Source organism: Rhizobium mongolense subsp. loessense, assembly GCF_900099775.1.
Lineage (GTDB): Bacteria > Pseudomonadota > Alphaproteobacteria > Rhizobiales > Rhizobiaceae > Rhizobium > Rhizobium loessense.
The window spans coordinates 1,009,546-1,024,154 of the sequence record NZ_FMTM01000001.1 but is presented as its reverse complement, the minus strand read 5'-3'; the positions used below and the strand labels follow the sequence as shown (position 1 = coordinate 1,024,154).

Below are 14,609 nucleotides of genomic sequence, written 5' to 3'. Positions count from 1 at the left end.
GCTACGCAAGCCGATCAAGAAAGCCGAGTACTTCGCGATTGAAGTGCTCGGGCCGCTGCAGGGGCGCGAAGTGGCTGACATCGGGCAGCAGGATGAGCTCCGCATCAGGGATGTTGCGCGCGAGATAGTCGGCATGCTCGGGCTTGATGAATTCGTCGCGCTCACCCAGCACGACCGCGACTGGCACCTTGATCCGCGCGAGATCGCTTGATGTGTAGTTGGGCTCGGTCGCCATCATCCTGCTGACGTCCTGAACAAAGGCATCGAACTGATCGGGTGTTGCCGATAGTGCCTGATAGTCCTTCCTGTGCCGGCTGAAGCAGCGATCGATGACCGGTGTCGCGACAAACTCTTTCGTGCCGCTCGGATCCATATTGCACGCGAAGAAGAAGACGCCGCAGACGCGGTCCGGATGCTGATCGGCAAGGATGAGTGCCGTGCAGGCGCCATCACTCCAGCCGACGAGCGCTGCTTTGGCGAGCTCTAGATGATCCATGATCGCCAGAACGTCCGTTGCCATCAACGCGTACTCATACGGCTGGCTATCGCGCGTGCTGCGGCCATGCCCACGGCTGTCGATGACCACAACCTGCCGGCCGGACTCGACCAATGCCGGCACTTGGTAGCCCCAATTGCCGCTGTTACCAAGCCCGCCATGCAGCAGGATCACCGCAGGACCGTTCCCGTAAGTCGCGTACCAGATCCTGGCGCCGTCATGCGCGACGAGACCTGCGGATGCCGCCCTCGGCAGCGGTGGCGCGCCCTCTGCCTCAAAAATCTTGAGCTCGTCGTCCATCCCACTCATCCGGCTCTCCCTTCCTGATACAGACGATCAGATGTGGCGCGTTTCGACAGCTTCAACTGAAAATCACAGATCCCATCCGAGATCTTGAAGCACGATCCGATAGTCGGGATCGTCGAACGTCAGACCCCGATGGTCCCACGGAGAATTTTTAGAAGGTGAAATAAGACACCATCAGATCGTCTAAGGGCTTCGAAAGTCGCACAATGCCTAAACGGGATGCCAGGCTTAGGGAGACCCGTCGTGCGCCGGCAGCCGCGACAAGGGCGAGCTGAGGTGCAGAGCAAACACAGCATCTCGTAGAACGGACTTACGTGGCCAATTCGACGGACAAACGAGTCATTCGCATTTACATCTACTAGGCCGATAGACGAGCCTCGACAAAGTGTTCGGCGGCTTCTTCGAGTGCTTCTTCCGCCCACTGATTGAGGCTCTTTCCTGAAAGCTCGGCGGCAAGAGCTGCTCGGCGGTGCACTTCAGGAGCGACACGAAACATCATCTTGCCAGAATAGGATTTCTGAGGCTCTTTTCCTATTGTCTTGCATGTCTCGACGTAATCATCGACAGCCTCATGAAAGGCTTTCTTAATTTCAGAGACGCTGTCACCGTGAAAGCCGATGACATCGGAAATACCTGCAATCTTGCCAAAAAATACCTCGTCCTCAGCGTCAAATTCGATGCGAGCGTGGTAGCCGTTGTAAGTCAAGGTGTTCATGGTGTTGCTCCAATTTGCGTCAGGAACTCGCGAGCATCGCGCACCTGATAGCGCTTCGCTTCCTTGTCCGGGTGAGGTCGATGGAAGCTCGCAATGATGCCGTCTTTTTCGAACTTAACGCGAGAGCCGTTTCCCTCGATTACACTCGCCCCGGCAGCTACAAGCAGGTTCTCGATTGCCGTCCATTCAATGGTTCCAGAGACCGGATCCCTGAAGACGGCCGCCAGAGTCTTTCTCTGCTTGCTGTTCATGCTAGCAAATATATAGGCGCTTGCTGATTATGCAAGCACATATTCGGCAGCCCAAGTAGGCTAGAACCATGGGTTCATAGTTTTCTAATCGCCCTTATGAGGCAGTCGATCAATTCGAAGAATAGGCTCGTGACTACGTTCTCGCCGGCATCGGTGTTATCAGGGGTCTGCGGTTCGAATCTTTTCAAGGCGAGGGATTGGAGTTGCCTCTTGGCGCGATCGATCCAGTCCGGCAAGCAATACAAAGGGCAAACTTCCATCCAAGCCGGCCCTGACGTTCTCGTCGGCGCGACAGGCAGCTCTGGAGCGCTTCGCCACGCCCGCGGCCGAGCCGCCCATCAAACCAGGAGATCACTTCGCCGTGAGGCCTGGGCTCCGTCTTGAAACGAAGTTAAGCCGCTCCAATTCCTTCCAGCAATTCAGCTTGTATTCGGAGGGCGCCGATGAACGTCTTTTCCCCTAAAGCCGAATTTCTCTCCGCTAGAATTGGATTTCTCGCGCTCGCCTCCGTCGCGACTGTCGCCTCCGGCGTGGCCCTCGGCCCGGCGCGCGCCGAGCTGCTCGCACGTGTTCCCGCCGCGCGCGAAATGGCGGTCTGCGGCGACATATTGTTCGTTGGAACCAAAGGTTCCTCGGTCTATGCCGTGCCATTCTCCGGCGGCCGCGCCCGGCGTGTCGCCTCCGGATTCTCCGCTCCGAACGGAGTCGCATGCTCTCGCGGTCGTTTGTTCGTCGCTTCGAGAAACAGCGTAACCGCATTCAACATCGGGCGTGGGGGCGCTCTGAGCGGTAGGCGTGATATTCGTCGAGACTTGCCGAATTCGGGAGCCCACAGTTTTCGCTATATCGCCGTCGGTCCCGATTCCCGGCTCTATGTCTCGTTGGGATCGCCTTGCAACATTTGCTTGCCGCGCGGGCTGCAAGGCACGATCGTCAGCATGGACCAGGACGGGTCCGACCTTCGACGAGTGGCCTGGGGTGTGCGCAATTCGGTCGGCTTCGACTGGCGCGGCGGCACGATGTTCTTTACCGACAACGGCGCCGACCGAATGGGCGACGATATCCCACCAGACGAGCTGAACGCGCTGCAGCCCGGCGGCTTTTACGGCTTTCCCTTTTTCGGAGGCCAGATCCGGCTCAAAGGGTTCGAGGACGCGCCGCCGCCCGCGCCGCAGATTTCGCCCGTCTTCAGCTTTCAGGCACATGTCGCAACCTTGGGAATCCATTTTTTCCGCAGCCTCGGCGGCGACGCCCTGGTTGCCGAGCACGGCAGTTGGGACAGGTCTGTTCCGGTCGGCCGTCAGGTAGTGCGGGTGCGCTTCCAAGGCGCGCGCCCCGTCTCCGCGACGACTTTCGCCAGAGGCGTCGGACGGCCTGTGGACGTCAAGGAAGCGCCGGACGGTTCCGTCCTAATATCCGACGACGCCGGAGGCGCGATTTACGTCCTCAGGCGGTGACGTCCGAGGGTTCCTTGGAGGGGCTCGCTTCAGGTTAACGGCGTTTTTAGTCGGATGAGCGCTTCGAGGTAGGTAGTCGGGTTCAGGATTGGCGAGCTGCCGCGGACTGCCGCTGCGAAAGCCTCCTGACGCCGGTTGCGCATTGCGCCTTATGCGACCTTGAACGATGGTCCGTTCGGTGAACATGTTCTTCTGTGTTGCGAAAGCCGCACAATGCCTAGTTTGGAACTGTGCTTTTCGCACCACTCAACATACTGAGATCTGACTTCATGGGCCAAGACGTTCCTTGCAGATAGTCTCCACAAGCGCCTGCAGGTCCTTCACGCGCGCGACAAGCCATTGCAGCTCTTCATTACTGATCGTGTATCTCGACGAATAGCGCGCCTCGACATAAGCCCGCGACAACAGCTCGAATGAGCGGCGGGCAGAGCGGGTGTCGCGCGGCCAGGCGGAAACCAGCCGCGCATCGGTGCTTTCGGCTTGCGAGCGCAGCACCTTGATGCGGTGAGACTTCGGGCTGTACAGCGTCAGGGTCAGCAAAACGCAATGGTAAAAGCGCTCTGTTGCCTGATGCAGATCGAAGGCGGCGTGGTTTGACATCTGATCGGCAAAAGCAATTTCAGCCTGCCTGACACAGTAAGACGCATCGAGAAACCATTTGTCAAAATACCGCTGTGCTTCGGCCTTTGCCTCGTCTGGTGTCAGCGCCTTCGGCTGGGCGAGGGGATGGCCGGGCTCCTCGTAGAGCACGATCCCGTCCTTGGCGATGTCGGTGAAGAATGGCCGGCCGCGTGCCAACTGGTCGTTGACGTCTGCCAGGCAGTGCACGATCGGGATCACCGGCGTTTCGATCCGGTGGCTGATCTGCTCCTGCAGCAGCCGTTCCTCCAGCGCCCCCCACAGCTCGTGCTCCTCGGCAAAGCTCTTGGTGTTGACGACGATGAGAAGGTCATAGTCGGAACGGTAGCCGCTTGCGCGATCCTCGACCCAGTCGCCGCGGGCATAGGAGCCGTAAAGGATGACCATGAGGACCTTGCCGGCGGCCTTCTTTCCGGACAGCTTGGTGGCACGGAACTGCTCGACCTCGAAAAACAGGATTTGCAGAATACGGGCGAGCTCTCGACGCTTCTTGTCGGGCAGATGGTCGAGATGGTCTGTCAGGGTCACTGCCGCGTCGAAGCCTTCGGTGGGAATCGTATCCATCGTAGCGGCTCATCGGTTGTTGCGCATCTAAACTCTTTACGCGCATAGATAAAACATTACAACCATATTTCGCGGGTACACCTCTCCCCGCAAAGCGAAAAGGGTTATCCTTATCTCCGATCCGAAATCTCACTGTCGCGGGCTTCTCTTGCGGTTCGGATCAACGCCGGCCCGCTCGGCGAGATACCTCCTCACATCCGCTGGGAGGAAGATCCGACAGCTATCGCCGAGGGGCGCACAACCCGAATGATCGGAGTGATCTTACGTGGCGAGCTTCGCCAATGCTGCAACAAGCCCCTGAGTCGAGCTATCGTGTCCTGCCGCGCTCTCCGTGCCTTCAATGACCGGCAGTAGGCCGGTCGCCAGTTCCTTGCCGAGCTCGACACCCCACTGGTCGAAGGAGTTGATGCGGAAGAGCACGCCTTCGACGAATACGCGATGCTCGTAGAGCGCAATGAGGCGGCCGAGCGCATAGGGCGTCAGTTTATCATAGACGAAGGTGATCGATGGCCGGTTGCCGGTGAAGACCCTGTGCGGCGCGATGAAATCGGCCTTCTTGTCGTTCATCCCCTTGGCTGTGAGCTGCGCTTTGGCTTCCTCGAAAGTGCGGCCCTTCATGAGCGCTTCGGATTGTGCCAGGCAATTGGCCATCAGCAATTGGTGCTGGTGGCGCAGTTCCGGCTCGAAGGCATTGGCGGCGATCATGAATTCACCGGGAATAATGCTCGTTCCCTGGTGGATGAGTTGGAAGAATGCGTGCTGGCCGTTGGTCCCAGGCTCGCCCCAGACCACCGGGCCGGAATTGCTCTCGACCGGCGTGCCGTCGATCGTCACACCCTTGCCGTTGGATTCCATGTCGAGCTGCTGCAGGTAGGCCGGGAAGCGCGACAGGCGCTGGTCGTAGGGCAGGATCGCACGGGTGGGGTAACCCAGCACATTGCGATGGTAAAAGCCGATGAGGCCGAGCAGCATCGGCAGGTTTTCGGTAACCGGAGCCTTACGGAAATGGTTGTCCATTGCATGCGCGCCGTCGAGAAACTTGCCAAAGTTTTCCGGTCCGATCGCGATCATCAGCGGCAGGCCGATGGCCGACCAGATGGAATAGCGGCCACCGACCCAATCCCAGAAGCCAAAGACGCGTTCGCTCGCGATGCCGAAGGCGGCGACCTTGTCGAGCGCCGTCGAGACGGCCGCGAAATGGTGCTGCACCGCAGTCTCACCCAGAGCCTTGGCGATGAAGTTGCGAGCCGTCTGCGCATTGGTCATCGTCTCGATCGTCGTGAAGGTCTTCGAGGCAATGATGAAGAGCGTCGTTTCCGGCTGGACCTGCTTCAGGATGTCGGCGATATGGGCGCCGTCGATGTTGGAGACGAAATGCGCGCGCGGGCCGTCATGGAAGGGCGCGAGCGCCAGGGTTGCCATGACCGGGCCGAGGTCCGAGCCGCCGATTCCGATATTGATGACGTCGGTGATCTGCTTGCCCGTCGCGCCCTTCAGCGCGCCGGAGCGGATTCCGTCGGCGAACTTGCCCATGGCGGCGAGAACGCCGTTGACATCCGGCATCACATCCTTGCCGTCGACCAGCACCGCCGTGTTGGAGCGGTTGCGAAGCGCAGTGTGTAGAACCGCGCGGTCTTCTGTGAAGTTGATGGCTTTGCCGGAAAACATTTCCTCGCGCTTCTTCTCCACACCGGCTTCTTCTGCGAGCTTGACAAGAAGCGCCAGGATTTCGTCGTTCACGGCGGTCTTTGAATAGTCCATCAAAAGGTCGTCGAGCGAGGCGGTGAAGCGCGAGAAGCGCTTTGGATCGGCCGCGAATGCATCGCGGATATCGGTTGCCTTCGTGGCGGCCGCAGTGCTCTTCAGCTGTTCGACGATGACGTTCATTGGAGGCTCCTTTGAAGGCGGAAAGGGTTGCGGAAACTATTCGCTTTGTAGGGCGTAAATCAAGTTCAGCCACCGCCGGAATGCAAAAAAGCCACCCGCGCACAGGCGGATGGCTTCAAATTTCATGCTGCTGTCAAAATCAGCCGCGCAGGTCCTTGCGCAGAATCTTGCCGACCGGCGATTTCGGCAATTCGGTGCGGAATTCGATATGGCGGGGACGCTTGTAGTTGGTGAGGTTGGCGGCACAATGCGCCTTTACATCGGCCTCGGTCAGCGCCAGGTCCTTCCGCACCACGAAGAGTTTCACCGCTTCGCCGGAATGGCCGTCCGGCACGCCGATCGCGGCAGCCTCGATGATGCCCGGGTGCATGGCGGCGACTTCCTCGATCTCGTTCGGATAGACGTTGAAACCGGAAACCAGGATCATGTCCTTCTTGCGGTCAACGATCTTGGTGTAGCCGCGCTCGTCCATGAAGCCCATGTCACCGCTGCGGAAAAAGCCGTCAGCCGTCATCACCTTGGCGGTCTCCTCCGGCTTCTGCCAGTAGCCGGCCATAACCTGCGGGCCGCGAATGCAGATCTCGCCGATCTCGCCGAGCGGCAGGGAATTGCCGTTTTCGTCGCGGATGTCGATCTCGGTCGAGGGCAGGGGCAAGCCGATCGAGCCGGTGAATTCCGGCGAATCGAAGCGGTTGGCGGTTGCAACCGGCGAGGTCTCGGAAAGGCCGTAGCCCTCGGTGATATGCGAGCCCGTCATCTTCAGCCAGCGCTCGGCGACCGGTCGCTGCACCGCCATGCCGCCGCCGAGCGACATGATGAGGGAGGAGAAATCGAGCTTGGCGAAATCGGCATTGTTCATCAGCGCGTTGAACAGCGTGTTGAGGCCGGGGAAGATATGGACGTTCGACTTGCCGAATTCTTTGACGAAGCCTGGGATGTCGCGCGGATTGGGTATCAGGATGTTGTGTGCGCCGAGCGACATGCCCATCAGCGAGTTCACCGTAAGCGCGAAGATGTGATAGAGCGGTAGCGCACACATGAAGTTGAGCACGTCCGGCTGCCTCTTGAGCTCGAAAGCGGATTTCAGCCAAAGCTGCAGCTGCCCTTTATTGGCAAGCAGGTTCTGGTGTGTCAGCACCGCACCCTTGGCCACACCCGTGGTGCCGCCGGTATATTGAAGGAAGGCGATATCGCTGCCCCTGATGGCCGGCCGTTGCAGCGGCCCTCGAGCACCTTCGCCCAGGATCTGCTTGAATGTCTTGTGCTGCGGGATCGACCAGGAGGGGACCAGCCTCTTCACCTTGCGGACGACGAAATTGACGATCAGTCCTTTTGGGCCGAGCATTTCGCCAAGCGAAGTCACCACCACATGGCGCACATCCGTCTTTACCAGAACCTGTTCGACCGTGCGCGCGAAGTTCTCCAGTACGAAGATCGCCTTGGCACCCGAATCGCGCAGCTGGTGTTCCAGTTCGCGCGGCGTATAGAGTGGATTGACATTCACGACGACCAGGCCGGCCCGCAGGATGCCGTAGACCGCGATAGGGTTCTGCAGCACATTCGGCATCATCACGGCGACCCGATCGCCTTTCTGAAGACCGATGCTTTGCAGCCAGGCTGCGACCTTGCGTGTCTGCTCTCCGAGCTCCCGATAGGTGAGTGTCTTGCCCATGCTCGAGAAGGCAACGCGATTCGCATAGGTCTCGCAGGATTTTTCCAGCAGATCCGCCAGCGATTCATGTTCCGGCGGCGGCAGTTCGGCCGGAACGATCGCGGGATAGGCGGCAAGCCAAGGCTTTTCCCGCTTCGCGCCACCTGGATGGACGGAAATGCTGCTCATCGTGTCTCTCTCCCTATCCGGCAAGGATGCCGGTCTGCGGCTGCCGGTCGGATGATCCTCCATCCTCCGAAGGGCAGCTTATGCCAATGCTTGAACGGTTCAAGCTGGATTAGAGTTACACTAACTTTGACGTAAACGTCAACGTGCTTCCACCGTTCCGATAATCGGAACTTTTGAGTCCGAAGACGCGTTTTATTTCCAGGACTGACAGGTGAGGAGAAGCAGAAATGCTCAATGAAGAGGCTGATGTCAGCCGCCTCGATCCCAATGTGAAGGATACTCCGTCGCTGATTGCAAGCGACCGGGTTGAGGGCACTCGAGTCTATGGCGCCGATGGCAAGCACATCGGCTCGATCGAGCGCCTGATCATCGGAAAGCAGGACGGCCGCGTGGCCTATGCCGTGATGAGCTTTGGCGGCTTCCTGGGTATTGGCAATGACCACTACCCGCTGCCGTGGGAAAAGCTGAACTACGACACGCAGCTTGACGGCTACCGTATCGATCTCACGAAGGAGGAGATCGAAAACGCGCCGAGCTACGCGGACGATGACGACAACTGGTACAACGATAATAGCCGCCGAATCTATGACTACTACGGCGTGCCACCTTACTGGATGTAACGTCGTTCGCGCGAACGAGCCGGAAAGGGCCCCGCGGCTGGCGGGGCCTTTTTGGTGTCTTCAAAGGAGATCGTTGGCCGAGCGAAGAACCACGCCCGGGACGATGTCGTCCGAAGAGATTGGCCGCTTCGTATTCAGTGTGAAAACATGGCTCTCGCCTGGCAGCAGGGAGACAAGCATGGAACCTACCACTGCAGTCGGATCGAGGCGGTCGGCCATCAGGCAAATATCCTTCAGAAAGCTTCTGGCCGTGACCTTCACCTCGCATCCGTCGACAACCGGGGTGACTGCGACGTCGAACTGCGGCCTCGGCAACTTCAAGTCGACATCCTCGACGAAATAATGGAAGGCGCGTTTGTCGAGCATCTCTACGACGACCACCTCGTCCTCAGCCGCATCTGGAGTGGCGATTTCGTCCGGCAGGATGAATTCCTTCGCTTCGAACCTGTCGCAGAGCAGCCGCCAGAATTCGAATTCGGCAAGCACCGTCCCGTCGAGCTTCATGCGCCTGCCGCTGATTTTCGACCGCCAGAAGAGCGTCCGCTCGTTGACGGCTATGGCGGCGAGCTTGTCTCCCCGCGGCTGGATCGTCAGCAGGCGCGGATCGAAAGCGTGTTGCAGGGCGTACCAGAGCGGCTTGCGCCGTCCCGCGGAATCGAGTGCGGACCAGGACGTTACCGGCCAGCAATCATTGAACTGCCAAACGACTGCACCTTTGCAGACGCCGCGATGCGAGCGCATATGCTCGACGGCGAAGCGGATCGCGCGCGCCTGGTTCAACTGTGTGGCGAAATGCCAGTCGCCCATCGTCTTCGGCACCGGCAAATGGCTGGCAAGGCCGCGGATCAGCCGCTCGTTGCCATGTGTCGCCTTTTGATGATGGAAGACGCCATGTGATTGCGGCGTCAGCGGATTGTCATGCACGCTTTCTTCGAGCGTCGCCCAGTTCGGCGGCGCCTGCCAGCCGAACTCGGAGCAAAAGCGCGGGATATAGTTGCGATAGACCTCGTAGCCGACGTCGTTCCACACATCCCAGATATGCTTGCAGCCGTGTTCGTCCGAATTGGGCGCGATATCCATCGTGCCGGAATAGGGACTCCCGGGATAATAGGGCCGGTCGGGGTCGAGTTCGGCACACAGCTTCGGGAGTAGATCGAGATAATAGCCAAGCCCCCAGGTAACGCCCTCATTGATGATCGGCCGCCAGCCCCACTCATCGAAGCCCCAGATATTCTCGTTATTGCCATTCCAGACGATGAGCGAAGGGTGTGACATCAGCCGGACGACATTGTCGCGTACCTCGGCTTCCACTTCGCTACGAAGCGGCTCTTCCTCCGGATAGGCAGCACAGGCAAACAGGAAGTCCTGCCAGACCAGCATCCCGGCGCGGTCGCACGCCTCGTAGAAACCATCGCGCTCGAAAATGCCGCCGCCCCACACGCGCAGCATATTGATGTTTGCTGCCTTCGCCTCGTCGATGCGCGAGACATAGCCGTCCGAAGTCACACGGGAGGGGAAGCAATCGTCGGGAATCCAGTTCGCGCCGCAGATGAAAAGCGGCACCTCGTTGACGATGAAAGTGAAGGCTGAGCCATGTGCGTCCGGCGCAGTATCTAGCCGGACAGAGCGAAAGCCGATCTCCTTGGAATAGCTATCGAGTAAGTCATCGCTTACGCTATCGCGTAACTCGATCTTCAGCGGATAGAGTGGCTGGGCGCCGAGATGATGCGGCCACCAAAGTTGCGGCGATGGAACACGGATGTCGAAGCTGGCGTCTCCAGCATCTTCGGCAATCTCGACCGCATGAAATACGCCCGCAATCTCGGCGTCGATCCTGCAGGCACCCGATGCGCCATGCTTCGCCAGCTTGGCATGAACCCTCACCAGGCCATCGCCACCTGCAAGCGTCGCCGATACCCGTGTCTCGAAGAGCCGTGCCCGATCCCAGCTTTCCAGCCGCACCGGCTTCCATATCCCCGCAGTCACCAAGGTCGGTCCCCAGTCCCAGCCGAAATTGCAGGCCATTTTGCGCATCAAGTTGCCAGGCCCCGGATAATTGTTGGGCCGGTAGCCGTAATGCTTCTCCATCTCCGCACCGTGGGCATAGGCGGAATGGAAGGTGACGCTGAGTTCGTTGACGCCGGCCTTGAGCAAAGCCGAAACATCGAAGCGGTAGGTACGATGCTGGTTGAAGGTTCGCGCCACCTCCTCGCCGTTCAATCGGATCGTGGCGATCGTATCCAACCCGTCGAAAGCCAGCTCATGAACTTTGCTCTCATCAGGAGCGGCTTCGAAGCTGCAGCGATAGGTCCATTCCGTCCTGCCGATCCAGTCGTTGCTGATCTCGTTGACGTCGAGATAGGGGTCGGGGATCAGCCGGTTTGCCAGCAGGTCGAGATGCACGCAGCCGGGAATGGCTGCGGGAATGGATTCGGGCAGTCCGGGATGCCCTGTATCGTTGCAGGAGAGCGTCCAGCCGCTTTGGAGTTCGGCTTTTTCGATCATGGAGGTGCTCTTACTGGAAACGACCGTGACGCTGCAGAATTTCGATCTTGTAGCCGTCGGGATCGGTGATGAAGAAGAACAGGCCGAAGAGCTTGCCGTCGCGGTTGAGCTCGACAAGCTTGCCGGGATTGAGGCCGGCTTTCGTCAATCGCTTGTGTTCGACGGCGACCTCATCGACCGAAACAGCGAGGTGACCATAGCCGTTGCCGAGGTCGTAGGATGCGGTACGGCCCTTGTTGATCGTCAGCTCCAGTTCGAATCCGGTCTCGGCATTGCTCATATAGATCAGCGTGAAGGTCTCGAACTCGACCCGATCGGCGACTGTGAGCCCCAAGACCTTGCTGTAGAAATCGACGGAGCGCGCCTCGTCGAGTACGCGGATCATGGAGTGGATCATCTTTGCCAAGGCGGCCTCCCATTGCCAGTATTGCGGCGGTCTTGGTAGCTTTCCCATTATGCGGGGCGCAAGCCAATTCTCTGCGTGATCGCGCTTTCGATGAGGCCCATTGCATCGTAGATCAGCACGGCCATCAGGCCGACGATGAGACCGCCTTGCAGGATGAAGGCTGTATTGTCGGAGATCAGGCCGGCGATGATGACCTCGCCAAGGCCCTTTGCCGCAACCGTCGAGCCGATCGTCGCCGTGCCGATGTTGATCACGGTCGCGACCTTTAGTCCCTCAAGGATGAGCGGAAGCGCAAGCGGCAGCTCAACGCGGAAAAGCCGCTGTGTCGCATCCATCCCCATGCCGTCGGCGGCATCAAGAACGGACGGCGAAACCTGACGCAATCCGGAGACGGTATTCTCGAAGATCGGCAGCAGGCCATAGAGAAAGAGAGCGATCAGCGTCGGAGCGGCGCCGAAGCCTGTGGCCGGAACGGCAAGCGCCAAGACGGCGACCGGTGGGAAGGTCTGACCGGCATTGGCGATCGCGCGTGAGAGCGGCAGGAAATCCTCGCCGCTTTTGCGCGTCACGAAGACGCCGGCCAGAACCGCCAGAATGGCACTGCCGACGATCGAGACGACCACCAGCTCCAGGTGGCCGAAGGCAAGCGATGGCAGGCTGTTTTGCGTGTAGACCGGCGGTGCGTTGTTGCTAGTCAGCGGCACCAATATGAAGGAAAGCCACTCGGTCCTGAAAAGCAGGATCAGGAGTAGCCCCAGAGCTGCGAAACGAAAGAGGTTGGCGACGACAAGCTTCATGCCTTGCGGCCCAGTTCGAGAAGCCGCGTCATGGAGATCGAGCCGACCGGAGCCCTGTCGGCATCTTGTACCGCTGCTTCCTCGACCCCTTGCCAGATCATTTCCGCGAGAGCGTCCCGGAGGCTGATCGATTGCGGTAGTGCGTAAGGCAGCCCTGTCTTGGCGGGCGCCATGCTTGCCTTGAGCGGCAGCAGCGACATCAGTTTCAAGGCCCTGTCGGAGGTACCGGTCAACTGTTGCACGAAGGGGTCGGCCGGTTCGGTCAGTATCTTTTCCGGCGTCGAGCATTGCAGCAGCCTTCCCTCGCTCATGACGGCGATCTGGTTGCCGAGGTGGAAGGCCTCGTCCATATCGTGAGTCACGAGAACGACGGTCGTGCCGAACTGTTTTTGGATCGCCAGAAGATCGTCCTGCGCCTTTCCGCGGATAACTGGATCGAGCGCACCAAAGGGCTCGTCCATCAGCAGTAGCTCTGGTTCAGCGGCGAGCGCACGGGCCACACCGACGCGTTGCTGCTGACCGCCGGAAAGCTGATGGGGATATTTTTCGGCAAAACTTGCCGGATCGAGATTGAAGAGACCGAGCAGCTCGTCGACGCGCCCGGCGGTGCGCGCTGCGTCCCAGCCCAGCAATTCGGGCACGGTTGCGATATTCTGCGCCACGGTCCGGTGCGGAAAGAGCCCATGACCCTGGATTGCGTAGCCGATCTTGCGGCGGAGATCTGTTGCCGGCACGTCCATGACATTTTGCCCGGCGACGAAGATCTGTCCTTCGGTGATCGGGACCAGCCGATTGATCATCCGCATCAGCGTCGATTTGCCCGAACCGGACGTGCCGACGATGACGGTGATCGAACCCTTCTCGACACTCATCGAGACACCATCGACGACGGTTGCAGCGCCATAGCGTTTGGTGACGTTCCTGATCTCGATCATGGTCATGCGGCGGATCCCCGTATGCTGTCGATGACCGCATCGAGGATGACGGCCGATGAAAAAGCGAAGAAGACGGTCGGCACGGCGCCGAGCATCACGAGATCCATGGCGGTCTGCCCGAGGCCCTGGAAAATGAAGATGCCGAAGCCGCCGCCGCCGATGAGCGCCGCGATCGTCACGAGGCCGATCGCCTGTACGAGCACGATGCGGATGCCGGTGAGAATGACTGGAAAGGCAAGCGGCAGATCGATGCCGGTCAGGATTTGCCGGCGCGTCAGGCCCATGCCGGCGGCCGCATCCCGCACTGAAGGATCAACGCCCTCAAGACCGACGACCGTATTGGCTACGATCGGCAGCAAGGAATAAAGCACGAGCGCGATCAGCGCTGGCGCCGTGCCAATCCCGCGGATGCCGAGGTCTGCTGCGAGCGGCATATGCGTTGCGATATAGCCGAGCGGCAGCATGAGGATGCCGAAGAGCGCAAGGCTCGGGATGGTCTGGATCAGGCTGAGGCCCTGCAGCACGGCGGCGCGCAGCTTCGGTACCCAGAAACAGAAAATGCCGAGCGGCAAGCCGACGACGATCGCGATCGCAAGCGAACCGAGGGCAAGCAGCGAATGGGCGACCGCCTCGGACCAGAATTGCGCAGACCGCGTTGCGAACTCCTTCATGATCGACAGGCTGTCGAGCAGGCCGGAAGAAAGGCAACCGGCCAGGAGCGCAGTGTAGCCGATCAGCGCGGCGACCCGCATCCACGGCGTCAGACGGATCTTGACGAGCGCATCCGAAATGATGAGACCGACGACGGCAAACAGCACCCAAAAACCGCCTCCCGGCGTCATGCGCGCCGCATTGCTGTTGGGTGGAGTAAAGGCCGCGGCGACGAGACCGATCGCCGCGACCAGTGCTGCCAGCCCAAGCGTCGCAATCGCAAGCCGCAAGGCGGCGCTCCGAGCAAAGAGTGCAGCAAATGCGGTGGCGACCAGAAGAATGGCGAGAATGATGATGGAAGGTTGGTCGAGAAGCTGCGTAAGAAGCATCGGCTTGCCGGAGGCAATGCGGTTTGCCTTCACATAGATGAAGGGCAAAAGCGCCGTGGCGATGATGCCGGCAACCACGAGAACCACGCCGAGCCGATCCAACTTGCGGACCGCTAAGGTTTCTTCCATCGATCCATCCTGTCTGGCAAGC

At 59.7% G+C, this 14,609-nt stretch carries 13 protein-coding genes; 2 read left to right on the top strand and 11 right to left on the bottom strand.

Features of this window, described 5'->3' with window-relative positions; all coding sequences use genetic code 11:
• Position 1: 1 nt before the first annotated feature.
• The 3 genes from BLP23_RS05100 to BLP23_RS05090 form a co-directional block, all read right to left on the bottom strand.
• Positions 2 to 805: an alpha/beta fold hydrolase gene (locus BLP23_RS05100; protein ID WP_092583792.1), complete on the bottom strand. Its 804-nt coding sequence runs from the start codon at positions 803 to 805 to the stop codon at positions 2 to 4.
• Between the two features lie 355 nt (positions 806 to 1,160).
• Positions 1,161 to 1,517 (bottom strand): type II toxin-antitoxin system HicB family antitoxin, encoded by a 357-nt coding sequence (locus BLP23_RS05095; RefSeq protein WP_092583791.1) that lies wholly within the window; start codon positions 1,515 to 1,517, stop codon positions 1,161 to 1,163.
• On the bottom strand, positions 1,514 to 1,768 hold the full coding sequence (locus BLP23_RS05090) for a type II toxin-antitoxin system HicA family toxin (RefSeq protein ID WP_092583790.1): 255 nt from the start codon (positions 1,766 to 1,768) through the stop codon (positions 1,514 to 1,516). Before BLP23_RS05090 ends, BLP23_RS05095 begins: the two co-directional genes overlap by 4 nt.
• Before the next feature lie 443 nt (positions 1,769 to 2,211).
• Between BLP23_RS05090 and BLP23_RS05085 the strand changes: the two genes are divergently transcribed.
• Positions 2,212 to 3,225 (top strand): PQQ-dependent sugar dehydrogenase, encoded by a 1,014-nt coding sequence (locus BLP23_RS05085; protein WP_092583789.1) that lies wholly within the window; start codon positions 2,212 to 2,214, stop codon positions 3,223 to 3,225.
• Between the two features lie 267 nt (positions 3,226 to 3,492).
• Here the strand turns inward: BLP23_RS05085 and BLP23_RS05080 are convergent, their stop codons facing one another.
• The 3 genes from BLP23_RS05080 to BLP23_RS05070 form a co-directional block, all read right to left on the bottom strand.
• Positions 3,493 to 4,428 (bottom strand): HEPN domain-containing protein, encoded by a 936-nt coding sequence (locus tag BLP23_RS05080; protein WP_092583788.1) that lies wholly within the window; start codon positions 4,426 to 4,428, stop codon positions 3,493 to 3,495.
• 261 nt (positions 4,429 to 4,689) lie between these two features.
• Positions 4,690 to 6,315: a glucose-6-phosphate isomerase gene (gene pgi, locus BLP23_RS05075; protein ID WP_092583787.1), complete on the bottom strand. Its 1,626-nt coding sequence runs from the start codon at positions 6,313 to 6,315 to the stop codon at positions 4,690 to 4,692.
• 139 nt (positions 6,316 to 6,454) lie between these two features.
• On the bottom strand, positions 6,455 to 8,155 hold the full coding sequence (locus tag BLP23_RS05070) for a long-chain fatty acid--CoA ligase (protein ID WP_092583786.1): 1,701 nt from the start codon (positions 8,153 to 8,155) through the stop codon (positions 6,455 to 6,457).
• A gap of 227 nt (positions 8,156 to 8,382) precedes the next feature.
• Here BLP23_RS05070 and BLP23_RS05065 point away from each other — a divergent pair, with 227 nt between their 5' ends.
• Entirely contained in the window at positions 8,383 to 8,775 is a 393-nt protein-coding gene (locus BLP23_RS05065; protein WP_092583785.1) for a PRC-barrel domain-containing protein, read from the top strand.
• A gap of 60 nt (positions 8,776 to 8,835) precedes the next feature.
• Here the strand turns inward: BLP23_RS05065 and BLP23_RS05060 are convergent, their stop codons facing one another.
• From BLP23_RS05060 to BLP23_RS05040, 5 genes are read right to left on the bottom strand one after another with little or no spacing between them, the layout of a single operon-like run.
• Complete coding sequence (locus BLP23_RS05060; RefSeq protein WP_092583784.1) at positions 8,836 to 11,280, bottom strand: glycoside hydrolase family 2 protein; 2,445 nt, start codon at positions 11,278 to 11,280, stop codon at positions 8,836 to 8,838.
• A gap of 10 nt (positions 11,281 to 11,290) precedes the next feature.
• Complete coding sequence (locus BLP23_RS05055) at positions 11,291 to 11,686, bottom strand: VOC family protein (RefSeq protein ID WP_092583783.1); 396 nt, start codon at positions 11,684 to 11,686, stop codon at positions 11,291 to 11,293.
• Between the two features lie 47 nt (positions 11,687 to 11,733).
• A complete protein-coding gene (locus BLP23_RS05050) occupies positions 11,734 to 12,483 on the bottom strand; it encodes an ABC transporter permease (RefSeq protein ID WP_092583782.1) in 750 nt (249 codons plus the stop codon).
• On the bottom strand, positions 12,480 to 13,424 hold the full coding sequence (locus BLP23_RS05045) for an ABC transporter ATP-binding protein (RefSeq protein ID WP_092583781.1): 945 nt from the start codon (positions 13,422 to 13,424) through the stop codon (positions 12,480 to 12,482). Before BLP23_RS05045 ends, BLP23_RS05050 begins: the two co-directional genes overlap by 4 nt.
• On the bottom strand, positions 13,421 to 14,587 hold the full coding sequence (locus tag BLP23_RS05040) for an ABC transporter permease (protein WP_092583780.1): 1,167 nt from the start codon (positions 14,585 to 14,587) through the stop codon (positions 13,421 to 13,423). Before BLP23_RS05040 ends, BLP23_RS05045 begins: the two co-directional genes overlap by 4 nt.
• Between the last annotated feature and the right edge of the window lie 22 nt (positions 14,588 to 14,609).